Below are 23,231 nucleotides of genomic sequence, written 5' to 3' on the forward strand. Positions count from 1 at the left end.
AGGTTAAAACTGTTAATCTAAATATGCCTTTTATTGTTAATTATATAAATTGCTGAGATACTTTTTCTGCCTTTCTGCTTTCAGAATAATCATAAAAACCTTCACCAGATTTAATACCTAATTTTCCTGCATTAACCATATTAACTAATAAAGGACATGGTGCGTATTTAGGGTTTTTAAATCCATCGTACATGACATTTAAAATAGAAAGACATACATCTAATCCAATAAAATCTGCTAGTTGCAAAGGACCCATTGGATGTGCCATACCTAACTTCATTACTGTGTCAATTTCTTGGACACCAGCAACACCATTGTATAGCGTCTCAATAGACTCGTTAATCATTGGCATTAAAATACGGTTGGCAACAAAACCAGGATAATCATTAACTTCAGTTGGTATTTTACCTAATTGCTTAGATAATTCCATGATAGTATTAGTCACTTCATTACTTGTATTATAACCACGAATAATTTCGACTAATTTCATGATTGGTACAGGATTCATAAAATGCATTCCAATAACCATATCAGGTCTAGAGGTTACAGCTCCAATTTGTGTGATGGAAATAGAAGAGGTGTTAGTCGCTAAAATCGTGTCATCACCACAAGCTTGGTCTAATTGCTTAAATATTTTTAGTTTTAAATCTAAGTTTTCTGTAGCAGCTTCTACAACTAGGCTTGCATATTCAACACCTTCTTCAATATTAGTAAAAGTGCTAATATTACTTAAAGTTTCAGCTTTATCTGCTTCAGATATTTTTTCTTTAGCGACCATGCGATCTAAATTTTTAGAGATGGTATCCATTCCGCGTTTTAATGACGCTTCGCTAATATCTATTAATTGTACTTTAAATCCAGATTGTGCAAAGGTATGTGCAATACCATTACCCATTGTTCCTGCACCTATAACTGCTATGTTTTTCATTAAAATTTATTGTTTTTGTGTCCCACAATTATGGGCTTTTATTATTGTTTTACTTTTTTTTCTTACCACCAAATAGCACGTTGACAAAAAAATCTACAATATATTTTAGCAACGATTTTTTGTTTTTATCTTTTTGATTGGTCATAATTTAAAAGGTTTTAAAACTGATCTATAATCATAGTGGCCACACGTAAAGCTTCTGTACCATCGTGTAAGGTTACTATTGGAGTTGTATTATTGTTTATGGCGTCAGCAAAGGATTCTAACTCGTCTAAAATAGCGTTGTTTGCAGCTATTTCTGGGTTATCAAAATAAATTTGTTTTTTAACACCTTCTGCATTTTGTAAAACCATGTCAAAATCACCAGGTGTTTCTGGTGCATCTTTCATTTTTACAACCTCACATTTTTTCTCTAAAAAGTCTACAGAGATATAAGCATCACGTTGAAAAAAACGTGTTTTACGCATGTTTTTCAGCGAAATTCGGCTGGCAGTTAAATTGGCAACACAACCATTAACAAATTCGATACGTGCATTAGCAATATCAGGTGTATCACTTATCACTGAAACTCCGCTTGCAGATACATTTTTAACTTTAGATTTAACTACACTTAAAATAACATCAATGTCATGAATCATTAAATCTAAAACCACAGGTACATCAGTTCCACGAGGGTTAAACTCGGCTAAACGATGCGCTTCAATAAACATTGGACTATCCAATTGGTCTTTAACTGCAATAAATGCAGGATTAAAACGCTCGACATGACCTACTTGACCTTTTACACCATTTTCTGCAACTAAAGCTCTAATACTTTCGGCTTCATGAACTGTATTGGTTATTGGTTTTTCAATAAATATATGTTTACCTTTAGATATAGCTTGCTTAGCACAATCGTAATGCGATAGGGTAGGCGTTACAATATCTACAACATCTACAGCATCAATTAAGGCTTCAATGGTATCAAAATATTTGTAACCAAATTCGGCTTCTACTTTTTTAGCGTTGTCCGCATCAGCATCGTAAAATCCTACTAATTGGTATTTATCTGATTGATTTAATAATCTAAGATGAATTTTTCCAAGGTGACCAGCACCTAATACACCAGCTTTTAGCATAGTTTGTTCTGTTTTCAACAAAAATAAGTTTTTTTGTACACTATTTAATATCAATTTGATAATTATATGCAGGATTTAAGACAAAATTATAAATTGAATGAAAACCTTTTCAGGGTTATATTTTTGAAGTAATTTTATGCTCTAAACTATCCATTACCATTGAAAGACACTTTTAAACATCAAGGCTTACGACAGCAACTAGTAGCTGTTTTGAAGGACAAAGGAATTACTAATACCGCAGTTTTGGCTGCAATTGGCAGAATACCAAGACATTTGTTTATGGATTCTAGTTTTTTAGATCATGCGTATCAGGATAAGGCATTTCCTATTGCAGCAGATCAAACCATTTCTCAGCCTTATACTGTAGCTTTTCAAACCGAATTAATGCAAGTTAAACGAGGTGATAAAGTGTTAGAGATTGGTACAGGTAGTGGCTATCAGACTGCTGTGCTTTGCGAACTTGGTGCTAAAGTATATAGCATTGAAAGACAACAAGAGTTGTTTAAAATTACGAGTCGTTTTTTGCCAAAATTAGGCTATAGAGCAAAAAAACTAATTTTTGGAGATGGTTATAAAGGTTTAAAAACCGAAGCACCTTTTAGCAGTATTATTGTAACTGCAGGAGCACCTTTTGTGCCTAACCCTTTACTAGCACAATTAGAAATTGGAGGACGTTTAGTAATTCCTGTTGGAGATAAAGTACAAACTATGACGCTTTTTGTTAGAAAAGGTCCAAAGGATTTTGAGAAAACAGAGTTTGGCGAGTTTAGATTTGTTCCGCTTTTAGAGGATAAGAATTAGTAGATTAATTGGGTTTTATAAATTGTTGTAGGTTTGCATTTCCATTAAATTATCTAAATCATGATCATAGGATTTTGTCGTAGATGAATCAAAAAGAGTAATTTCCAACTTAGCTTGTTTTTTAAATTCATCTATATGATTCTTGTCAACTTTTAATTCAAATCGTAAAATTGGATACTCTTCGTCAGGAAAGATTGGGGATTCATTATAAGCAGTGATTACTACGTTCTTTTCTTTTGAAAATCTTTGTCCCACGTTGGAATCTCTATAATAACTGAACCCAACACCAAGTCCATTTATATTCTTGAATGAAGCTTCGATTTTACAATGTTTTTCAAGTGATTGACTAATGTTTCTTACGTATATGAATATTTCTTTACGAATTTTAAGTATACCATCTTCAGTAATTTCGTCCAAATGTTTTGACCAAACAGATTCAAAGTCAATTTCGGCAGATGAACTCCGATTATATAAGTTTCTAACCTCATATTCCTCCATTGGAACTGATTTAAAGTTATATCTACGATAGTACTTTTTATCAGTGCTCATGTGTGGTGCATTTTCGCTCTCAGGAATTTTAACTATGTATACGGTTTTTTTTAAGTCATTTTCAATTCTAATAGGTGTTATCTTAATGCCTTGTATTCTTGGTTGAATGTTGCCATCAATAATATTTTCAAGCCATTCTTTTGTGAGTATTGAACCATCAACAAAAGAAAATATTGTTGGTTTATGGTTTTCTTCTTCTATACCATAAATTATTATCCCTCCATCTGAGTTTGAAAAGGCACTTATATCTTTTGCTAATTCTCTTTTTTTACCATCTGCTTTGTCTAATGATCGAGCAGATTTATAATCTAGATTTATGGATTCTTCAATTTGGTCATTAATTAAATTTTCTAAATCTGAAAATGTATAGTCATCCTTATCAAAAAAACTTTTACTCATATCTTAACTATTTTAAAACAAAATACCGAATATAATTACATTTCAATGTCTCATATTCAAAGTTAAACGAAGTTAATTAAATAAATTAGAAAGTCAAGTTCTCTATTTTAGTCAATACTGTAAAAAACAAAAGCTATTTATTTTTTTGAAAGTTAAGATAATACTTAAAAAATGTTAATAGCTACTAATAATAAGCCACACATGTTGTTTCTTTGTTTGCTTATAAACATTAATAAATTATGACATTTTTTATTTACTTACTATTAGGTTTTTGTATTGCTGCATTAGGAAGTATTACACCTAGTTTTCTAAATTTAACGGTAGTAAAGTATAGCTTAAAAAACGGTAAAAAATCGACATTTTATCTAATAGCTGGTTATGCTACAGTTTTGTTTTTTCAAGCCAATTTAGGCGCTTATTTGGCTAATATTTTAATGAAAAATTCTGAATATATAACCTTAATTCAAAAAATAGGAACAGGTATTCTGTTTTTGTTGTCTATTAATTTTTTTAGACTTTATTTTTCTCCTAAAAAGGAAGTTAGTGAGAAAGAAATCCCTAAATCTAAATCCTATTTTTACGGTATATTAATGTCTTCATTAAATATGATGGCTATACCGTTTTACTTTACATTTATTTCGTTGTTAATTGGTTTTAAATACTTTGAATACACTGTATTTAATGCTTTTTATTTTTCAATCGGTTCTACCATTGGATCTTTTACTTTATACACGATTTATGCAATTGTTGCTAAAAATATTGAACATAAACTAACTTACATTGCTTCTAAAATGGATTTTATTTTAGGTTGTTTAACTGGTATTGTTGGTATTGGAAACGTCATCTATTTGTTTAGTAAGTAGTATGCCTATATTAAAAACTAAATCCAAACATAAAGATATAGTTAACTAAACTATTTAACATTATGTTGTTTTACGTATAGCTGTAATTGATTGTTATAACCTTTTATTCTTGCATGTGCTGAACCATCAATTATTAAAATTACTATTAGCATTGCAATAGTAGTAATACTAATTGCACGCCAAGTTGGACTTCTAATAAGTAGGATTAATAATGCAGCTACAATAATAATAACAGGAATGGCTTTAAAGACTATTGTTTGATATTCTTTTAAAGTACTTTCGGTACGATCAATTTCTGATTTTACAAAAGCTGAAGCATTTGTATTGTAGGCAGTTTCAAATGCTGAGATTCTTGATTTGTTTGTAAAAAATAAACCTAATCCAATGACTGTTAATAAAAGTCCTGCTACTAGTGTAGGTATAATGTAAGCTCTTGCTATATCTGTTTTTCCTAATTGCCAAAACCCGATACTTGCTGCTAAAAATAGAAGCCCAAATACTACAAAAAAAGGTGTTGAAAAAAGTTCGGCTTTTGCCCAATCTGTTGCTGTTTTTAAAATATCCATACTATTAATTCATTTTATATAATTCGCGGTATTCGGTAGGACTAATACCTTCTTTCTTTTTAAATAATCTTGAAAAATATTGAGGATATTCAAAACCTAATTCATATGCCACTTCAGAGATGCTTTTGTTAGGTTTTAATAAAATATTTTTAGCTTGATCTATTAAATATAACTGTAAATGTTCCGTTGTAGTTTTACCAGTTTCAATTTTAAGTGTATCACTTAAATAGCGTTTAGATACTGACATTTTAGTCGCAATATTTTCTATACTTGGTATACCATTTTCTTGTAAAAGTCCTGATTCAAAATAGTCCGTTAGTTGTATGTTAAACTGTTCTAATAAGCTATTAGATAGTTCTTTTCTGTTTAAAAATTGTCTTTCGTAAAACCGATTGGCATATTTTAAAAGTGTACTTAGTTGCGAAATGATTATGTCTTTACTAAATTCATCTTGATTGTTTTGGTATTCTATTTCAATACTTTCAACTAAAGCTTCAATTTGTTTTTCTTCTTTTGGAGAGAGGTGTAATGCTTCGTTAGCAGAATAAGAAAAGAATCCATATTTTTTTATTTGATGTGCTAATTCTGTTCCTTTTAAAAAATCTTCGTGTAAATTAATACTAAAGCCTTTCTGTTCAAATACGACACTATTATCCCATTGTAGCACTTGTTTTGGCGCTATAAAAATTAAAGCTCCATTTGTAAAATCGTATTTAGTGCGTCCATAATTAAGATTTCCTTTCACGAATTTTTTTAAACTTATTGAATAACAATCTGTAGTGATAGGAGGAGAGCTTTCTCTGGGACACGGTAAAAAACCGTCTCCTTTGGAAGTGAATATGCTAAGCATAGGATGCTCTGGACTAGGTAATTCTAGATAGTTTAAATAAGAGGATAGTGTTTTAAAGTGTTTCATTTTTAATGGCGTATTACTTTTAAAATACTTAAGTTGTCGTTTAAAATTACTGATTTTTAATCAAATATTACTGTTGTTTTGCAGCTCCTAAATTAATAACAATATTAGCAGGACCTTTTGGAAACCATGTTTTTATTAAAAAATTAGGAATTGATCCCACAGGTATATAATCTGCATTATAAGTGATCTTAGTTGTTGATTCATCAATTTTTTCGAATTCGTAGATTACTTTATAGGTTTTCATTCTTTCAACATCCTTAGTTTTATAGTCGCTGGTGGTAGCTGTTGAAACAAATTTAAGTTTGTTGTTTTCTTTATAACGCGTGATTTTAATTACTAAATCACTGTCGGAAAGAGGCCAAGGCGCATTAAAATAGTAATACGCTATCCATTGGTTGTCAGAAGTTTTTTTTATTTGTTTAGTAATAGGTGTTCTTTCTAAAAATAGTTTGTGATTTTCGGTGTTAGAAAAATAAGTATCTAATTTATCTAAAGTTATGTTTGCAGTCGTTTGAGCTATATAATAAAAGTGAGTCCCTTCATCTTCCTTTACTAGTTCATATTTTACTGTAGTTTTTCCGTCTTTTAAGGTTTTTTCTGTCCAATTTCTAGTTTGAGAAAAAGCATTACTAGTTATTAATAAGACTACTACTATACTTAGGTATTTAATATGTTTCATAATATATGTTTATAACTTCCAGTTAAAGTTTACTGCTTGTTCTGACACTTTCCAAAGTTTTTCCATTACAGTTTTATCTTTGGCATGAGGTTCTAGTTTACATTCTCCAACAGGTCCAGTCCAATAATTTCTGCCTGTAGGTCCATAAAACCCCTTTTGATCAAGGTTAGGTTCTGTAGCACACATTAATTCTGGATACGCTCCTTTTTCTGCAGATTGTACAAAAGGAGATAGTTTCATTAATTGCCAAATAAACCTAGTCATTAAGCTACCACTAGTTTTAATTAATGAGGTTCTAGAAGCACCAGGATGACAAGCATACACTTTTACATTTGTTTTACCTGCACTTTTAAGTCTATCTTGTAACTCATAAACAGACATGATTTGAGCTAACTTACTCTGGCTGTAAACCGTATTAGGATTATAGTTTTTATCCCAATTCATGTCATCAAATTTAATGGTTTTAATTCCCATTTTATAACCTTCACTACCAACAGTAACTATACGTCCATTTGATTTTTCAATAAGAGGAAAAAGTAAACCTTGTAATAAAAAATTACCATAATGGTTTACACCTAATTGGCTTTCAAAACCATCAACAGTAAGTGTTTGTTTAGGGACTTGGGCAATTGCAGCATTACAGATTAATGCATCAATATGAGATATGGTTTGATTGACTTCTAAAGCTGCTTTTTTAACAGATGCTAGTTCAGCTAAATCCATTTGAATATTAGAAGCATCAATAGTATTACCAAGTTCTATCTTTAATAAGGCAATAGTATTATTGGCTTTTTTATTATTACGGTTAAGCATTACTACTTTAGCGCCTTTTGATAATAATATTTTAGCAGCTTCAAAGCCTGTACCGCTTGTGGTACCAGTTATTACATACGTTTTACCTTTTAAGCTATTAACTCTATCTGGTGTCCATCCCTTTTTTCCAAATTGATTTTTTTCCATTGTGTTTATCTTTTAAATTTATAAGACAAAGGTAATTTGGAGATGGAAAAAGGACTTACACAGTTTTTCTAAAGTTGTATACTTTTTTGTATTGCGATTTTTTATTAAAAATTGCTAATCACTTAAAAACTAAATCCAAACATAAACGTATCGTTAACCAAACCGCTTCCTTGGTAAGCACGCACATAATCTACACGTAAAAAACGCATTTTACCCCAACCTAAATTGCTTAATCCAAGCGAGTATTCAGTATAAGGTTTGTTTTCTTTAGTTGCTGCTGCATTAAATCCAGCTACCAAATTAAAATTAAGCTTATTTAGTAACGGAATTTTGTTTAAGATGTAACCCTTAAAGTTGTGTTCTGCATGAAATTCGGCGTAAGCCTTATTAGTACTTAAAGCGTAATATGGTAGTATTTTAAAGGCATTTATGTAATTACCGTCTATAACCGTATTGGTTTGATTACCATTAAAATGGTGGTAGTCTACAAAAGCAATATCGTCTGCATTATTAAATATTCCTCCTTTTGCTAAGTAAGTTAAATCACCTTTGTTACCTAGGTTTAAGCTTTGGTAAATTTGAGCTTTAAATTGATCAAAATTATAATCAGCGTTACTACTTCCAAAACCTTTTTCGTAACCTAGATATAAGGTCGGGATTTTACTATTAGGAAGGTTGTATTTTCCAAATGGGTAACTCATGTAATTTTGTCCAAAGTTAATACGTGTATTAAGATTAAACTTCATGATATTGTGCGCATCAAAAGATGCTACACCATTTGCAGTTGGATCTAATGGATTGTTACTAGTGTAGTCTCTGTTATCTTGAGGTTGCCAAGTTTGATCTGTAGTGTTAAATAATGGTTTACGATCATTATAACTTAGGTCAGAGTACACATGTAAACCGTTTAGCAACTCTTGACTATAATTTAATTGTGCAAAATTACGATCGTAGATTTTTAGATAATTTTTTTCGGCCCAAAGGGAATATGATGTGTTTAAGAAATCTAAACTAGTTAGGTTAGGATTAAATTGTTCCACTTTACTACCTCCTGATAAGGACACAAATGCTCTGTTTTTTTTATCAAATCTGTAATTAATAATTCCTGTAGCTCTTAATCTGTCCTCAGACTCGCCATAATTAATAGTAGATGACATATTAAAATACTCTGGACTATCGTCTTTAAAACGCTTAGTATAGCTTGCGGTTAATGATCCATTCCAGCCTTGTACTGTGTTAAAACCTAGTTTAGTAATAGGAGAGGAGATATTAAAATACGTTTTGTTATACGAGTCACGATAACTATAACCACCTAAAATATCACTAATTTTAAACTTGTTGTCAACTTGGTCAACAGAGTCTAAATAGGTTTTTGATTCTCTGATTAATTGTATGCTATCCCTTCTAACATAGTCATTAGCCTCAACAGTAGTTAAAGGGACAGGTCTTTTGGTATCCCAATATAATGAGTCTTTTTTATTGGCATTATCTTGAAACGAAAGTACTTCTCTTGTAAAATTCTTTTTATCAAAATTAGGGTTAAAATCATAATCACTATAAGCAGCTGTAAAACGACCATCACCATTAAAGCCAAATATTCCAAACTCAAAATCAAATAATTGAGTGGTTTTAACCCATTGTTTTTCTTGGTCGTAATAGGTAAAGGTTTGTTTAATTTTAAATAGGTCCACAGCTGGTATTTGCGCTTGTTGTCCAGTTAGTGTAACGTCTGTACCAAACAAACTCCATTGGTCTTCTACGATGTATATAAAGCCTCCAAATGCTTTATCATTTTTACGTTTAGGAAGTAATTCAATTTTATTAATAAGGTTGCCTAAGTCGTCGTAAAACGTACCGACTAGTTTGTATTTGTAATAGTTAAAGGCAAAGTCAGCAATAGGAGATACAATCTCGCTACCTAACTCAAAGGTGTTTTGATAAAAATTAAATTCGACGTCAGTTGCATTATTAAAACTAAAACCATTGCTGTCTCCACTAATTTTAGAAGCTACAATAGTTTCTTTAATAGGTTTAGGAGATTGGTATTCTAGTTTGGATATTGTCTCAGATAAATAGACAATACCAGTTCTGGTGGAGTCTAATGCACCATCCAAATCACCAACCTCTTGACCCATAATTTTTTCTGGGACATCGACCATTTTTAGTAAACCTCTTGAGTAAAACTCGGCTTTAAACGATTTAAGTTTATTTAGATTTTCTTTACGTTTAGCAATAGTCTGTCTGATAATTGCATTTGCTGGATTTTCATCCGAATTTATTACAACCTCATCTAAGTTAATGTCTTCTTCTACTAATACAACATCAAGCACAAACGGAAACTTGGTAACGTTAACTTGTTTTTTTATAGTCTTATAACCTAAGTATTGAAAGGTAATGGTATACTCTCCCGTTTTTGAAAGTTCCAATATGTAATTACCATCATTATTGGTTGTAGTACCAGTGTACGTGTTTTCAATAAAAATATTGACTACAGGCAGTGGATCGTTTTGGTTGGATGTTACAGTACCTGTAATTTGTGCAAAAGCAAAACTGCTAACTAAAGTAAATAGTGTAAGTAAAGAATATTTCATTTTTTTAAGTTGGTTGTTTAATAGTATAGACGCACATTTTTATAAAAAGGTTGCCTAGCCTCAAACATATAACTTATTGAAATTGAATATTGTTATAAAAATTATAAAGTTTTTCTTGAAGAAAAATAAAAAAAGAAAGGTCTGCTATTTTGGTTTTAGTCGAAACTAAAGCATAAAACGGAAGCAGCATAGGTAAAACTAATGTTTAGTTGAAAGATTTTTTAATACGATCTAAATCACGTTTATTATCTCTATCCTTAAGCGTTTCGCGTTTATCATAAAGTTTTTTTCCTTTAGCTAAAGCAATATCTAATTTGGCTAACCCTTTTTCGTTTAAAAATAGACGTAACGGAATGATTGTTAAACCAGAGGTGTTTACCTCTTTTAATAATTTTTTAAGTTCACGTTTGTTAAGTAACAATTTACGTTCTGCTTTTGGTCTATGGTTATAATAGTTACCAAATGCATATTCCTGGATATGCATGTTAATAACAAACAATTCGCCTTGCTCATTAAACTCGCAAAAAGATTCGGCAATAGACGCTTGACTGTTTCTAATGGATTTAATCTCTGTTCCGGATAAAACAATTCCAGCAGTGTATTTGTCTAAAATTTCATATTGAAATTTAGCCTTTTTGTTAAGTATGTTTATCTTTTTTTGCATTAGTGCAAAGCTAATAAAATAGAAGTTAAAGTAATTATAATTGTTTAGTCATTTTATGCATCCCTCTAAATTGATCTAAAATTAAATCAAAATCTAATGCATAAGAGTCCACGATTTTAAAACCACATTTTTTATAAAAGTGTAACGCCTGTAATTGTGTGTCCATAGCTTCTAACCAAATGGATTTGGATAGATTATCTGTTGCTATGTCATAGCTTAATTGCATTAATTGTTGGCCTAAACCTAAACCTTGATACGCTTGGTCTAAATATAAGCGATGTAGTTTTGTGGTTCTTAATGGTTTTTGATGCACTAATCTTAAAATGCCAATGGTTTTGTTATTGTATTCTACAAAATAATAATTGGCGTTTAGATCTTGTAACTCTTTGGTTAGTTGCTTTAAATTATATTGCGAGTTTATGTACCAATTACAATCATTGTTTATCCATAAGTGTTTGTAAGCAGGAGGATAAATACGTTGCATTAACTGCAATAACACCTCGTGGTTGGCTAGTGTAATGGGTTTTAAATTTAATTTCAATAGATTAGTTTTAAGCTAACTCCAAAGCAATATCTATCATGTCTATAAAAGTAGTTTCACGTTCTTTACTAGTTGTTTTTTCTCCAGTAACTAATGAGTCTGATATGGTACAAATAGTTAAAGCATTAACATTGTGTTTGGCAGCTACGGTATATAAACCAGCAGTTTCCATCTCGACACAAAGTACACCAAATTTACTCCATTTTTTATAGGACTCAAAATCGTCTGCATAAAACTCATCTGAAGTAAAAACATTACCAGCTTTAATAGTAATATTTTTATTTTTAGCAGCTTCTACTGCTTTTTGAAACAATTCAAAACTAGCTGTAGGTGCGTAATCCGCTCCTCCAAATCTAAGCTCGTTTACACCAGAGTTTGATGAGGCAGCCATAGCTAATACGACATCTCTAATTTTGATGTGTTTTTGGTATGATCCAGCACTACCAACACGAATCAGGTTTTTTACGCCAAATTGTGTAATCAACTCATGAGCATAAATAGATATACTTGGTACACCCATTCCTGTTCCCATTACAGAGACACGTTTACCTTGATACGTACCAGTGTAACCTAGCATACCTCTAACTTCGTTAAAGCAAACAGGGTTTTCAAAAAATGTTGTGGCAATCCATTTAGCACGTAAAGGGTCTCCTGGTAATAAAATAGTTTCTGCAACATCGCCTTTTTGGGCTCCAATATGTATACTCATGTTTTTTCTATTTAGTTGAAATGAATAGCCTAGTATTTAATAACTTTTATCTCCTGATGCCTTGCCTGTCACAATTGCAATTCCGTTGGACGTTCCAATACGGTCAACACCTAGATTTATGTATTGTAATGCAGTGTCAGTGTCTCTAATACCTCCAGAAGCTTTTATTTTTGTAATACCATTATTAATGGCTTCTTTCATTATAGTTATAGCTTCAATAGTAGCACCAGAAGTACCAAAACCTGTTGAGGTTTTTATAAATTCGGCTTTAGCCTTAATGGCTAATTTACTAGCTTCACTTATTTCTTGGTTATCAAGATAACAAGTTTCTAAAATTACTTTTAATGTATTGTTTGGCATCACTTTTTTTACAGCCTCAATATCTTCAAATACAGCCTCAAAAGCTTTACTTTTAAGTAAACCAATATTTAAAACCATATCAATCTCATCTGCACCATCTTTTAAAGCTTGTTTAGTTTCTTCAACTTTAGCAATAGTACTCATGGCTCCCAAAGGAAAACCAATAACACTACACACTTTAACATCGCTATCTTTTAATTCGGCTTTAGCCAAACTAACATAACAGCTATTGACACAAACAGAGAAAAATTGGTGTTGTATTGCTTCTTGACACAATTGTATAATATCTGCTTTAGTTGCAGTTGCTTTTAAAATGGTGTGATCTATGTATTTACTTAATGGTTTCATCTAAAAAATATTAAGATATAAAGTTAGTTGTTTTTTGATTAAAAAAGTTAAAGCATTTTATCAAACTACATGCTGCAAAAACGATAAATAAACTTACTTAAACAATGACATAAGTCAGCTTTTGTGTTTTAAGTCTCACTTAAATTTGCAGTATACAAAAACAACTAATTTAATTTATTATGAAAAAAATAATTATACCCTTTGTGTTACTATTACTATTATCATTTAGTGTACAAGCGCAAGATGCACCTTCTAACGATTCTGATTTTAATACTTGGCAAGCTCGTTTTAGAGTAGCAGCTGTAATCCCTTCTCCTGGAGATAATCTTGAAGGCGCAGATGTTGATATTTCTACAACTGTAATTCCAGAGGTTGACTTTACTTATTTTTTTACCAAGCATTGGGCTGCAGAGCTTATTTTGGCAACCACTAAACATGAGGTTGAGGTTGAAGGTTTGGATTTAGGTCATGTTTGGTTATTACCTCCAACTTTAAATGTGCAATATCATTTTTATTCAGGAGATTTTAAACCTTACGTTGGAGCAGGTGTAAACTATACTATTTTTTATGGAGAAGATGCTGGAGATGTTGTGGGTATGGATTATGAAAACTCGGTAGGCTTTTCATTTCAAGCAGGAATTGACTATAATTTAAACGATAAATGGTTTTTAAATTTAGACGTTAAACAATTATTACTTAGTACAGATGTGACGGTAAATGCAGGTGAGGCTGTAATACCTGTAGAGGTGGATATTAACCCTTTAATTATTGGTCTAGGGATTGGTGTAAAGCTTTAATTTAAGAATACACTATATAAAAAAAGACTACAATTTGTAGTCTTTTTTTGTTTCAAACTTATTTTCTCGTTTGACTTATTTATATTTAAAAAAAAATATAATTTGGAATGAGCAAAGCTAAACTAGACAGTACACAGGAATACGATTTAATTTGTGTTGGAGGCGGAATTATGAGTGCTACTTTGGCATTAATGTCCAAGATTTTAAAACCGGATTTAAAAGTGTTGATTGTCGAGCGTCTTAGTGAGGTGGCTCAAGAAAGTTCTGCTGCTTGGAATAATGCAGGTACAGGACATTCTGCACTCTGCGAACTTAATTATTGTCCTGAGGAAGATGGGAAAGTAGTTATTGATAAAGCCATAAAAATTTGCCAACAGTTTGAAGAGTCTAAACAGTTTTGGAGCTATTTAGCCGAGCTTGGTTTAATAGACAATCCTGATAGTTTTATTGCAGCAGTACCACACCATAGTTGGGTTTTAGGTGAAGAAAATGCTGCGTATTTAGAGCAGCGTTTTAATACAATGAAACATCATTTTATGTTTGATACGATCCAGTTTACAAAGGATAAAAGTAAAATGAAAGACTGGTTTCCGTTAATTATGGATAACAGAGATGAAGATGAGGTTATGGCTGCGTCCAGAATTGACAGAGGTACAGAGGTTAATTATGGGACGTTAACAAAAACATTATTCAATATTTTAGAAACCAAATTTGATACGCCTGTATATTGCAATATGGAAGTTAAAGATATTGATCCAAGTCCAGATATTGATTGGACTGTCGAGATGGAAAATCTTGAAACTAATAAAAAATATAATCTAGAATCTAAACATGTTTTTATTGGAGCAGGAGGAGGAAGTCTTCTTTTATTGCAAAAAGTAGAAATTGAAGAAAAAGAAGGTTATGGCGGTTTTCCTATTAGTGGCGAATGGTTGGTTTGCAAAAATGAAGACATTATAAAACAACATAATGCTAAAGTATATAGTAAGGCGGGACTTGGTGATCCACCAATGTCTACACCGCATTTAGATACGCGTTATATTAACGGAAAACGCGAATTGCTTTTTGGTCCTTTTGCGGGTTTTAGTCCCAAATTTTTAAAAGAAGGTTCTAATTTTGATTTGTTTAAATCTGTCAAATTTGATAATATTTCGCCTTTATTAGGTGCGTTTTGGCATAATTTGCCTTTAACTAAATATTTGATAGAGCAAGTGACTTCCTCTCATGAAGACCGTATGAAGGAATTGCGCAAATTTGTTAAAGATGCTAATAGTGATGATTGGGAAATTTTAGTAGCAGGACAACGTGTACAGATTATTAAAAAGGACGAATTTGAAGGTGGTGTTTTACAATTTGGTACAGAGGTAGTAAGTAGTAAAGATGGAAGTATTACTTGTTTGCTTGGTGCTTCTCCTGGAGCATCTACAGCAACGTCAGTAATGTTACAGGTTTTAGAAAAAGCTTTTCCAGAACTATTACATTCTAAAGAAGGTAAAGCTGTTATGGATAAAATGATTCCTTTTTATAATGCTGAGGTTACAGAAACGTTGTTTAAAGCGCAATTAGAAAAAAGTAAAAAAGCACTAAAATTGTAATACTGTAGTTAAGTACAAGTATTATTTTTCTTTTAAGGAAGTGCTATTGGTTTGATTGTTGTTTTGTTTAAGTGCGTCATTAATCCAGACTATAGCATCGCTTAAATTTTCAAAAACACTAAACGGTTTATTATGAAATTTATTTTCAAATTCAGAGGTTTCACGCATTTTAGCGTCATTTGTTATAACAGCAAAGACAATTAAATTATCTATTTTATTAGCTTCGGAATAAGTTAAGGGGTTAATTGTATAAGAGTTTACACGATTAGAAATAAATCCAAATTTTTTAGATTTAAAATGTTTGTCAATTATTTCTACTAATTGCCTAACATCTTGTTTGTCTATAAAAACACCTTCTTTTACTTGTTTTATCATAAAATCATCAAAAACGTAAATTTCTGTATTTCCAATATCGTAAAAATGGAATAGACCCATGTTGTTTTATAGTTTTGGTTAATAGTTCAATGTTTTCAAGATAATAATAAAAAAGGGGCTTTTAAAATTTAAAATTAAATTCCGGAAGTATTATAGCTGTTTTTAACTTTAAAAACTACGTAGCTATTTGATATGCAATTATCTACAGAAGGTCTTAATTTTAATGTTTTTTAATAGTCTTTAGAGATACTTATTTATTCTCTACAAAGCCTTTAAATAGGCTAGTAAAGCTTAAAAGTCTAACTGCTAGTTGTTAGAGTTGATATAGCGTTGTAAATAAAACTTATATTACTGGATCTGTTGTTTAATCATTAAAATAACGGACTTGCTTTATATACAACTCTCGGTTTTCTCCGTCCAATTTAAACTCGATATCCAAACCAAAGTCCAAATACTTCTGTTTGGATTTATACACGTTATAGTAATAGTGTTTTTTTATTTTTTCTAATTGTTCGGATAGTTTAATAATTTCGGCTTCAGTCATCACTAGTTTACCATTGTTAAGGTTAGAGTGTGATATGATTTCGACAATACGTTTTTCGTTATATAATTTAGAAGACGATCCAGAGTAGCATATAACTTGATCGCAGGTCACTCCATTTTCAGGTTTTACTACACTGGCATCACCAACTTGTACATTAATAACGCTGCCTAGGTAACTTTTACGATATAAATTTTTGGTAATAGCCACACCATTGGCTTTCTCGTTAGGGAAGGAGCGATGCACTAAAACACCCATTGCAATGCTGTTTTGGTCAATATTAAAGTAGTCACGTTCTAAAAAGGCACGTTTGTACCATAAACTTGACCATACTTTTTTGATGGCTTTTTCAATCGATTTTTTCTTACTACCAACAATTCCTGTTTTAGAGTCATACAATCCCGCTCCAGAAAATCCAACAATATCTTCTGCGTTTGTCGAGCTTCTAAATCGCAAGCGTGTTTCATCTCCTAAACTTTTAATTTTAGCTTCGACTTTAGATATTAAATCAGGATCTAAGGTTGTTTTTTTTATTAGTTTTTGAATTGTTTTTAGTTGCTCGGTTAATTTATTAGCATCTTGATTGATTTTGTAGTCATAAATCATTTTTTTGACTAAGGTATCTGCTCTGGATGCTTTTAGATGGGCTTCATAATAGTAAAATGGAATGGCAAAAGCAGATTCCGGAATTTTAAAAGCTTCTTTTTTAGCTAAGTCATATAAAACACCAAAGTTAGCTGCTTTGCCACCAACAGTGTTTATTGAGTTTTGACTTAGATTGTCAGCATTAATTAGTGTTTTTACATCTGTGTTTTTTTCTAGAAATAAAGGTGCTTTTTTCTGTTTCTTTGTTTTTCTTTCAAACAATTCTTTAGAGATTGGTTTGATGTAAAAGGTGTCCAAAGCGACTTCAAAAGAGACGTATTGATTGTCAAAGTTTCTTAAAACATCAGATTGCATGGCTTTAGTATAAGCTGCAATTGGAATTTGTCTGTTTTTCCCTAAAACAGAAATGTGACTTAAAGGCGTTTGAAGAATAGTAGTTATAACACCCGCGGTTATTGGTAATTCTAAGATAGGTTGGTTAATAACAATAATATCATGTTTACTAATGTTGTTTTGTGTTAACGAATCAACATCAACAAACTTTAAGCAGCCATAGCTTTTTTGTGCACTTACCGCCTGATAGGTTTGGTCTCCATATAAATCTGAAGCAGATATTGTAGGAATGTCCAAAACAGCATCTAGTTGTTCTAATCTTGCAGTATTTAAAAAGAAATTAAAACTTTTGAAATAGGTTGCTTTTTTTATGACTTCGTAAAAGGTTTTTACATCTGTGATTTGCATATCATCAATAGGAGAAAGCTCTAAATTATAGGTGTTATTTGCTAAATAGTGATTTATGTTTCCTAATAAAAAGCGTTTGTTTTTATGTTGTGCTTTGTAATTAGAATTATTAAATTCTTTTAAGGTTTCAGGGATTTCTAAATAGCCTTTACAAAAATGGTAATGGTATTTGTAGTTTTTACTATTGATAAAATAGAGTTGTTGTTCTTTAATATCAAAAACGACTTTTAAAGCATCAACATTCCCGTATTTATTTGTGTTTGGTGTTGTTTTTAGTGCATTAAAATCTGTTTGTGACGTTAAAATACGTTTAAATTTAGATTGAGATAAAGCAAATGTTGAGGTTAATATGAAAAGAACGACAAGATGTTTTTTAATTTGGGATGTAATCAAGCTAAGTGGTTTTTTATTAGAGAATTACAATATAGAACAAAAAAAAGCAACACGCCACTTTTGTAAAGTATTGTGTTGCTTTTCAACTAACCAACCATAATTAAAACGTACTGTTTTACGGTTTATTTTATGTTAACAGAACTTTGTGATTACAGTTCTTCAGTTACTAAATCACTTTGATTTCTAAAGACTAATTCGCCATCAAAAGCATCTAGTAAAATAATGCTGTCTGTTGTTACTTTTCCTGATAAAATCTCTTTACTTAATTGATTAAGTACGTCTTTTTGTATCACACGTTTTACAGGTCTAGCTCCATATTCTGGATTATAACCTTTGTCTGCTAAATATGCAATAGCTTCAGGTGTTGCATCAAATGTAATCCCTTGTTTTGCTATCATTTTAGAAATACCTTTTAGTTGTAATCCTACAATTTGGGTGATATTATCTTGCGTTAAAGGTGTAAACATGATGATGTCGTCAATACGGTTTATAAACTCTGGTCTAACCGTTTGTTTTAATAATGCTAAAACATCTACTTTAGCACCTTCTATTGCAGTATCTACATCTTTTACAGCATCAAAACGCTCTTGTATTATTTGACTACCCATGTTGGATGTCATAATTATAATAGTGTTTTTAAAATCTGCAATACGACCTTTATTGTCCGTTAAATGTCCTTCATCCAATACTTGTAATAAAATATTAAAAGTATCAGGATGCGCTTTTTCAATTTCGTCTAAAAGCACTACAGAATAAGGTTTACGTCTAACAGCTTCGGTTAACTGTCCACCTTCGTCATAACCAACATATCCTGGAGGTGCACCAACTAGTCTGCTAACCGCATGACGTTCTTGGTACTCGCTCATATCAATTCTAGTCATTGCACTTTCATCATCAAAAAGGTATTCTGCTAATGCTTTAGCTAACTCTGTTTTACCAACTCCAGTGGTACCTAAAAACAGGAAGGTTCCGATTGGTTTTTCAGGGTTTTGTAAACCAGCACGACTACGTCTTACAGCATCACTAACTGCAACAATAGCTTCTTCTTGACCAACCACACGTTTGTGTAATTCGTTTTCAAGATTTAATAACTTTTCGCGATCGCCTTGTAGCATTTTGGTAACAGGAATTCCTGTCCATTTAGCAACAACTTCGGCAATATCCTCATAAGTAACTTCTTCTTTAATTAAAGAATTTTCAGATTGGTTATCAGCCAAATCTTTCTGTAATTTTTCTAAAGCTTCCTGCGCTTCCTTAATCTTACCGTAACGTAACTCGGCAACTTTACCATAATCTCCATCGCGTTCTGCTTTTTCAGCTTCAAGCTTAAAGTTTTCGATGTCTTGCTTTCTGTTTTGGATATTATCTACAACTTCTTTTTCGCTAATCCATTTTGCATTAATCTCGTTGCGCTCTTCTTTTAAGTTAGCTAAATCAGATTGTAATATTTTTAATTTACTTTCGTCTTTTTCACGCTTAATTGCTTCAATTTCAATCTCTAATTGCATCACTTTTCTGTCTAAAACATCAAGTTCTTCTGGTTTTGAGTTGATTTCCATACGCATTTTAGCAGCAGCCTCATCCATTAAATCAATTGCTTTGTCCGGCAAAAATCTGTTGGTTATGTAACGTTGAGACAACTCTACAGCACCAATAATAGCATCATCTTTTATACGTACTTTATGGTGTGCTTCGTATTTTTCTTTTATTCCTCTTAAAATAGAAATGGCACTTTCTGTATCAGGTTCATCAACCATTACTTTCTGGAAACGACGCTCTAAGGCTTTGTCTTTTTCAAAATATTTTTGGTACTCATCCAAAGTGGTTGCTCCAATAGCGCGCAGTTCTCCACGAGCTAAAGCAGGTTTTAAAATGTTTGCAGCATCCATTGCACCTTGTCCGCCACCAGCACCAACTAAGGTGTGTATTTCGTCAATAAATAGTACGATGTCACCTTCACTTTCTGTTACTTCTTTTATAACTGCTTTAAGACGCTCTTCAAATTCTCCTTTAAATTTAGCACCTGCAATAAGTGCACCCATGTCTAGTGCAAAAATTTGCTTATCGACTAGGTTTTCAGGGACGTCACCATCCACAATTCTGTGAGCTAAACCTTCTGCAATAGCAGTTTTACCAGTTCCAGGTTCACCAACTAAAATGGGGTTGTTTTTAGTACGACGGGATAAAATTTGAAGAATTCTTCTAATTTCTTCATCACGACCAATAACCGGATCTAGTTTTCCGTCTCTGGCTAATTTATTTAGGTTTTTAGCGTATTTGTTAAGGGAGTTATATGTTTCCTCTTGACTTTGTGAGGTGACACGATCTCCTTTTCTAAGCTCGTCAATAGCTGCTTTTAAACCTTTTTCTGTTACGCCTTGATCTTTAAGCATCTGTGCTATTTTGCTTTTTGATTTAAAGACTGCTAGAATAAAATGCTCTATAGATACATAATCGTCATTCATTGCTTTGGCAATAATAGAGGCTTCGTTTAGTGTTTTACTAGCTTCACGAGACAGCATTAAATCTGCTCCTGTAACTTTTGGAAAACTTTCTAGTTGCTTATCTAATGCAAGTTCTAAAACATTAAGATTGACATTCAATTTTTTTAAGATGAATGGTAATACGTTTTCATCAACCTCAAAAATGGCTTTAAAAAAGTGTTCATTTTCTATTTGTTGATGACCATAACTTTGCGCAATCTGCTGTGCGCGCTGTATGGCTTCTTGCGATTTGATTGTATAATTATCTGGGTTCATATATAGTATGTGTTTTTTAATTTCCTCTTAAGCGAAAACTTGATTTTATAATTGTTTTCAAGAGGTGTATTTCAATTATCTTACCAATTGTAATTGCGAGACAAAATGTCGCTTTGGTGTGGTTTTTAGCTGACTTTTAGTCAGTTGGTGGTTTCGTTTTATTTCTATGTAAGTTAATCAAAACCTTTCGACATAATCTATGATATGTATCATAAAAATGATATTTTTGTTTAACTTATAGCCTTAATTTGCTAAAAAGAAATTATTATGTTTGGAAAATTATTTGGAGGATCAAAAGCGCCAAAAGAAGAGAAAGTATTACCATGGAAAAATTTAACCGAAGTGTCTCAGTTATCAGAGATAGAGCGTTTATCACTTGGTAAAACACAGGTTATATTTAAGCATTCTACACGTTGTGGAATAAGTAGTATGGTTATGAACCAGTTTGTTGCTGCGTTTGACGTGGATGCTAATTTAGATTTATATTATCTAGACTTATTAAGCTACAGAGAAGTCTCTAATGAGACTGGTTATAAGTTTCAGGTAATGCACCAAAGTCCACAATTATTAGTGATAAAGAATGGAGTAGTGGTGGCACATGCTAGTCATGGTGCAATAAATGAGATTGATTTAACTAAATTTATTTAAAATTATGAGATATGTATTGCTTTTTATTATCGTGTTAGTCACTTTTAGTTGCGAAACTGAACAGGAAGACGTCTATGTAGCTTCTAATAATTGGAAAGCGATGCAATGGAATAAACCACTTAGTGACTCGTTAGTTTCTGGGTCAACATATTTATCTGTGTACTCGCAAATATATAGTGTTACAGAGCATAAACGCCATGATTTGACAGCAACTGTTAGTATTAGAAATATTAATAAAAAGGATACTATTTTTATAAAAGAAGCAGATTTTTATAACACAAAAGGGGATTTAGTTAAAGTGTATTTTACCGAAACGATTTATGTAAATCCAATGCAAACTATTGAAATTGTTATTAATGAAAGAGATATAGAAGGTGGTACAGGTGCTAATTTTGTTTTTGATTGGTTAGCGTCTAAAGATGCAAAACCGCCTTATTTTGAAGCAGTGATGATCTCTACCTCAGGACAACAAGGTTTGTCTTTTACAACTAAAGGTGTTGAAATCGAGTAATAAATATGAAAGACATTTTAACAACTATATTATTTTTAATTGCAGTAATTGATCCATTAGGATCAGTACCTGTTTATTTAGAAGCTACTAAAAATTTTGATAAGAAATATAAAAAACGTGTGGCCATCAGAGCTAGTATTGTTGCGTTTTTTGTACTTCTGTTTTTTATGGTTATTGGTCAATTTATTTTAGAAGGTATGCAAGTAACTTTAGATGCGTTTCAGATTTCTGGAGGTGTGATCTTATTTTTGTTTGCTTTAACAATGATTTTTGGAGATGGTAAACCAGAAACCGAAAAACACTTGATTAAAGATTATAAACACGTCACTATTTTTCCTGTAGCTATACCATCCATAGCGTCTCCAGGAGCCATAATGGCTGTGGTTTTAATGACCGATAATCATGTTTATACAATAGAGCAGCAAACCATAACTATTTTATTAGTTTTAGTTGTTGTTGCAATTACATCGCTATTACTTTTAGCAGCAAATGTTGTGCAAGAAAAGGTTGGCGAGTATGGTATTACCGTAATTAGTAAAATTATGGGATTAATATTAGCCTCATATGCAGTACAAAGTATACTGAGTGGCTTAAAAGATTTTTTTGCTTAACTATTAATTAATTGGCTTCTGATATTATTTGGGAGTTTATATGTTTGATGCCCAACATTTGAAAAAAATCCTCTTATGAAAAAAATAATCGGAATTGGAATTTTATTCTTCTCTATTATATCGTGTGGATATTTGTTTCAACTTGAGAATGACAAAAAGCTGACTGAAAAAATCATAACGGAATTACACTCTAAAAACCGCACAGTTGATTTTTCAAAAGTAGCCGATTTTGAATGGGATAGTTTAATTATTCTTGGACCTTACTCTCAAGTGGAAAGAATTGAAGAAGAATTTAGTCTAAATCTTAAAAACATAAGACAAAACGGAATTGAATACTCTGATTATTACGACTTAATCGTTTTTGTAAAAAACAAAAAATCTATAAAAATTGTTGAACTGAAAAAAGCAATTAGTCCTCATAGGACAATCATTAAGAAAGAGAAAAGTCTGTTTATAACTGGAAAGGACGGAATAGTAAAGCTATCGGAATAAAAAACGTTGGTTAACAACGTGTAAAAATAATTGCTTGGGCAATTGCCTACTTGGAAAATTCCTTCGGAATTTTCTCTGGCTCGTGAATGTTTACTAAATTAGTTGCTGAAACACGCAACTATCCTTACACAAGACCGTTGGCATACTGACCCGTCCTGAATAAAGGCTAC

At 31.7% G+C, this 23,231-nt stretch carries 23 protein-coding genes; 8 read left to right on the forward strand and 15 right to left on the reverse strand.

Features of this window, described 5'->3' with window-relative positions; genetic code table 11:
- Window positions 1-40: 40 nt before the first annotated feature.
- The gene (locus tag B2989_RS11750; RefSeq protein WP_292948593.1) at window positions 41-928 is read right to left on the reverse strand and encodes a 3-hydroxybutyryl-CoA dehydrogenase; all 888 of its coding nucleotides are present in this window, start codon (window positions 926-928) and stop codon (window positions 41-43) included.
- 158 nt (window positions 929-1,086) lie between these two features.
- Window positions 1,087-2,046: a Gfo/Idh/MocA family protein gene (locus B2989_RS11755; RefSeq protein WP_292948640.1), complete on the reverse strand. Its 960-nt coding sequence runs from the start codon at window positions 2,044-2,046 to the stop codon at window positions 1,087-1,089.
- Window positions 2,047-2,205: 159 nt separating this feature from the next.
- Between B2989_RS11755 and B2989_RS11760 the strand changes: the two genes are divergently transcribed.
- Window positions 2,206-2,847, forward strand: a complete 642-nt coding sequence (locus B2989_RS11760) for a protein-L-isoaspartate(D-aspartate) O-methyltransferase (protein WP_145001983.1) — start codon at window positions 2,206-2,208, stop codon at window positions 2,845-2,847.
- A gap of 15 nt (window positions 2,848-2,862) precedes the next feature.
- On the opposite strand, the gene B2989_RS11765 is transcribed toward B2989_RS11760, so the two are convergent.
- On the reverse strand, window positions 2,863-3,795 hold the full coding sequence (locus tag B2989_RS11765; RefSeq protein WP_292948596.1) for a helix-turn-helix domain-containing protein: 933 nt from the start codon (window positions 3,793-3,795) through the stop codon (window positions 2,863-2,865).
- A gap of 239 nt (window positions 3,796-4,034) precedes the next feature.
- On the opposite strand from B2989_RS11765, the gene B2989_RS11770 reads away from it, so the two are divergent.
- Window positions 4,035-4,658, forward strand: a complete 624-nt coding sequence (locus tag B2989_RS11770; RefSeq protein ID WP_292948598.1) for a LysE family translocator — start codon at window positions 4,035-4,037, stop codon at window positions 4,656-4,658.
- 50 nt (window positions 4,659-4,708) lie between these two features.
- On the opposite strand, the gene B2989_RS11775 is transcribed toward B2989_RS11770, so the two are convergent.
- The 9 genes from B2989_RS11775 to deoC all read right to left on the reverse strand — a co-directional run bounded on the left by B2989_RS11775 (window position 4,709) and on the right by deoC (window position 12,992).
- Window positions 4,709-5,224, reverse strand: coding sequence for a hypothetical protein (locus B2989_RS11775; RefSeq protein ID WP_292948600.1), 516 nt, complete (start codon window positions 5,222-5,224; stop codon window positions 4,709-4,711).
- 4 nt (window positions 5,225-5,228) lie between these two features.
- Complete coding sequence (locus tag B2989_RS11780; RefSeq protein WP_292948602.1) at window positions 5,229-6,140, reverse strand: helix-turn-helix domain-containing protein; 912 nt, start codon at window positions 6,138-6,140, stop codon at window positions 5,229-5,231.
- Window positions 6,141-6,207: 67 nt separating this feature from the next.
- Window positions 6,208-6,819, reverse strand: coding sequence for a hypothetical protein (locus B2989_RS11785; RefSeq protein ID WP_292948604.1), 612 nt, complete (start codon window positions 6,817-6,819; stop codon window positions 6,208-6,210).
- Window positions 6,820-6,828: 9 nt separating this feature from the next.
- Window positions 6,829-7,779, reverse strand: coding sequence for an SDR family oxidoreductase (locus tag B2989_RS11790; protein ID WP_292948606.1), 951 nt, complete (start codon window positions 7,777-7,779; stop codon window positions 6,829-6,831).
- Window positions 7,780-7,901: 122 nt separating this feature from the next.
- Window positions 7,902-10,370: a DUF5686 and carboxypeptidase regulatory-like domain-containing protein gene (locus B2989_RS11795; RefSeq protein WP_292948608.1), complete on the reverse strand. Its 2,469-nt coding sequence runs from the start codon at window positions 10,368-10,370 to the stop codon at window positions 7,902-7,904.
- A gap of 205 nt (window positions 10,371-10,575) precedes the next feature.
- Complete coding sequence (gene smpB / locus B2989_RS11800; protein WP_292948610.1) at window positions 10,576-11,034, reverse strand: SsrA-binding protein SmpB; 459 nt, start codon at window positions 11,032-11,034, stop codon at window positions 10,576-10,578.
- Window positions 11,035-11,068: 34 nt separating this feature from the next.
- Window positions 11,069-11,575, reverse strand: coding sequence for a GNAT family N-acetyltransferase (locus B2989_RS11805; protein ID WP_292948612.1), 507 nt, complete (start codon window positions 11,573-11,575; stop codon window positions 11,069-11,071).
- Between the two features lie 10 nt (window positions 11,576-11,585).
- Complete coding sequence (deoD, locus tag B2989_RS11810) at window positions 11,586-12,284, reverse strand: purine-nucleoside phosphorylase (RefSeq protein ID WP_292948613.1); 699 nt, start codon at window positions 12,282-12,284, stop codon at window positions 11,586-11,588.
- A gap of 36 nt (window positions 12,285-12,320) precedes the next feature.
- On the reverse strand, window positions 12,321-12,992 hold the full coding sequence (gene deoC / locus B2989_RS11815) for a deoxyribose-phosphate aldolase (protein ID WP_292948615.1): 672 nt from the start codon (window positions 12,990-12,992) through the stop codon (window positions 12,321-12,323).
- A gap of 179 nt (window positions 12,993-13,171) precedes the next feature.
- Here deoC and B2989_RS11820 point away from each other — a divergent pair, with 179 nt between their 5' ends.
- Together B2989_RS11820 and mqo are read left to right on the forward strand one after the other, a co-directional pair.
- The gene (locus tag B2989_RS11820; protein WP_292948617.1) at window positions 13,172-13,789 is read left to right on the forward strand and encodes an OmpW/AlkL family protein; all 618 of its coding nucleotides are present in this window, start codon (window positions 13,172-13,174) and stop codon (window positions 13,787-13,789) included.
- Between the two features lie 107 nt (window positions 13,790-13,896).
- A complete protein-coding gene (gene mqo / locus B2989_RS11825; protein WP_292948619.1) occupies window positions 13,897-15,384 on the forward strand; it encodes a malate dehydrogenase (quinone) in 1,488 nt (495 codons plus the stop codon).
- Window positions 15,385-15,405: 21 nt separating this feature from the next.
- Here mqo and B2989_RS11830 read toward each other — a convergent pair whose 3' ends face one another.
- The 3 genes from B2989_RS11830 to clpB all read right to left on the reverse strand — a co-directional run bounded on the left by B2989_RS11830 (window position 15,406) and on the right by clpB (window position 20,799).
- On the reverse strand, window positions 15,406-15,819 hold the full coding sequence (locus B2989_RS11830) for a hypothetical protein (RefSeq protein WP_292948621.1): 414 nt from the start codon (window positions 15,817-15,819) through the stop codon (window positions 15,406-15,408).
- 304 nt (window positions 15,820-16,123) lie between these two features.
- Complete coding sequence (locus tag B2989_RS11835) at window positions 16,124-18,040, reverse strand: PEP/pyruvate-binding domain-containing protein (protein ID WP_292948623.1); 1,917 nt, start codon at window positions 18,038-18,040, stop codon at window positions 16,124-16,126.
- 149 nt (window positions 18,041-18,189) lie between these two features.
- The gene (clpB, locus tag B2989_RS11840) at window positions 18,190-20,799 is read right to left on the reverse strand and encodes an ATP-dependent chaperone ClpB (RefSeq protein WP_292948625.1); all 2,610 of its coding nucleotides are present in this window, start codon (window positions 20,797-20,799) and stop codon (window positions 18,190-18,192) included.
- A gap of 267 nt (window positions 20,800-21,066) precedes the next feature.
- Between clpB and ytxJ the strand changes: the two genes are divergently transcribed.
- From ytxJ to B2989_RS11860, 4 genes are all read left to right on the forward strand, one after another.
- Window positions 21,067-21,447: a bacillithiol system redox-active protein YtxJ gene (gene ytxJ, locus B2989_RS11845; RefSeq protein WP_409994622.1), complete on the forward strand. Its 381-nt coding sequence runs from the start codon at window positions 21,067-21,069 to the stop codon at window positions 21,445-21,447.
- A gap of 4 nt (window positions 21,448-21,451) precedes the next feature.
- Window positions 21,452-21,958, forward strand: a complete 507-nt coding sequence (locus B2989_RS11850; protein WP_292948627.1) for a DUF3124 domain-containing protein — start codon at window positions 21,452-21,454, stop codon at window positions 21,956-21,958.
- Window positions 21,959-21,963: 5 nt separating this feature from the next.
- Window positions 21,964-22,569, forward strand: coding sequence for a MarC family protein (locus B2989_RS11855; protein ID WP_145001963.1), 606 nt, complete (start codon window positions 21,964-21,966; stop codon window positions 22,567-22,569).
- 75 nt (window positions 22,570-22,644) lie between these two features.
- Window positions 22,645-23,061 carry a hypothetical protein gene (locus B2989_RS11860; RefSeq protein WP_292948630.1) on the forward strand — a complete coding sequence of 139 codons (417 nt, stop codon included), beginning with the start codon at window positions 22,645-22,647 and terminating at the stop codon, window positions 23,059-23,061.
- Window positions 23,062-23,231: the final 170 nt, after the last annotated feature.

Origin of the sequence: Olleya sp. UBA1516 (assembly GCF_002323495.1) — a bacterium.
Taxonomy (GTDB): Bacteria; Bacteroidota; Bacteroidia; order Flavobacteriales; family Flavobacteriaceae; genus Olleya.

Excerpts from the sequence above, each read along its gene's own strand:
- B2989_RS11750 (WP_292948593.1), bottom strand. The coding sequence starts at position 928 with ATGAAAAACATAGCAGTTATAGGTGCAGGAACAATGGGTAATGGTATT.
- B2989_RS11755 (WP_292948640.1), bottom strand. The coding sequence starts at position 2,046 with ATGCTAAAAGCTGGTGTATTAGGTGCTGGTCACCTTGGAAAAATTCAT.
- B2989_RS11765 (WP_292948596.1), bottom strand. The coding sequence starts at position 3,795 with ATGAGTAAAAGTTTTTTTGATAAGGATGACTATACATTTTCAGATTTA.
- B2989_RS11770 (WP_292948598.1), top strand. The coding sequence starts at position 4,035 with ATGACATTTTTTATTTACTTACTATTAGGTTTTTGTATTGCTGCATTA.
- B2989_RS11775 (WP_292948600.1), bottom strand. The coding sequence starts at position 5,224 with ATGGATATTTTAAAAACAGCAACAGATTGGGCAAAAGCCGAACTTTTT.
- B2989_RS11780 (WP_292948602.1), bottom strand. The coding sequence starts at position 6,140 with ATGAAACACTTTAAAACACTATCCTCTTATTTAAACTATCTAGAATTA.
- B2989_RS11785 (WP_292948604.1), bottom strand. The coding sequence starts at position 6,819 with ATGAAACATATTAAATACCTAAGTATAGTAGTAGTCTTATTAATAACT.
- B2989_RS11790 (WP_292948606.1), bottom strand. The coding sequence starts at position 7,779 with ATGGAAAAAAATCAATTTGGAAAAAAGGGATGGACACCAGATAGAGTT.
- B2989_RS11795 (WP_292948608.1), bottom strand. The coding sequence starts at position 10,370 with ATGAAATATTCTTTACTTACACTATTTACTTTAGTTAGCAGTTTTGCT.
- smpB (WP_292948610.1), bottom strand. The coding sequence starts at position 11,034 with ATGCAAAAAAAGATAAACATACTTAACAAAAAGGCTAAATTTCAATAT.
- deoD (WP_292948613.1), bottom strand. The coding sequence starts at position 12,284 with ATGAGTATACATATTGGAGCCCAAAAAGGCGATGTTGCAGAAACTATT.
- deoC (WP_292948615.1), bottom strand. The coding sequence starts at position 12,992 with ATGAAACCATTAAGTAAATACATAGATCACACCATTTTAAAAGCAACT.
- B2989_RS11820 (WP_292948617.1), top strand. The coding sequence starts at position 13,172 with ATGAAAAAAATAATTATACCCTTTGTGTTACTATTACTATTATCATTT.
- mqo (WP_292948619.1), top strand. The coding sequence starts at position 13,897 with ATGAGCAAAGCTAAACTAGACAGTACACAGGAATACGATTTAATTTGT.
- B2989_RS11830 (WP_292948621.1), bottom strand. The coding sequence starts at position 15,819 with ATGGGTCTATTCCATTTTTACGATATTGGAAATACAGAAATTTACGTT.
- clpB (WP_292948625.1), bottom strand. The coding sequence starts at position 20,799 with ATGAACCCAGATAATTATACAATCAAATCGCAAGAAGCCATACAGCGC.
- ytxJ (WP_409994622.1), top strand. The coding sequence starts at position 21,067 with ATGTTTGGAAAATTATTTGGAGGATCAAAAGCGCCAAAAGAAGAGAAA.
- B2989_RS11850 (WP_292948627.1), top strand. The coding sequence starts at position 21,452 with ATGAGATATGTATTGCTTTTTATTATCGTGTTAGTCACTTTTAGTTGC.
- B2989_RS11855 (WP_145001963.1), top strand. The coding sequence starts at position 21,964 with ATGAAAGACATTTTAACAACTATATTATTTTTAATTGCAGTAATTGAT.
- B2989_RS11860 (WP_292948630.1), top strand. The coding sequence starts at position 22,645 with ATGAAAAAAATAATCGGAATTGGAATTTTATTCTTCTCTATTATATCG.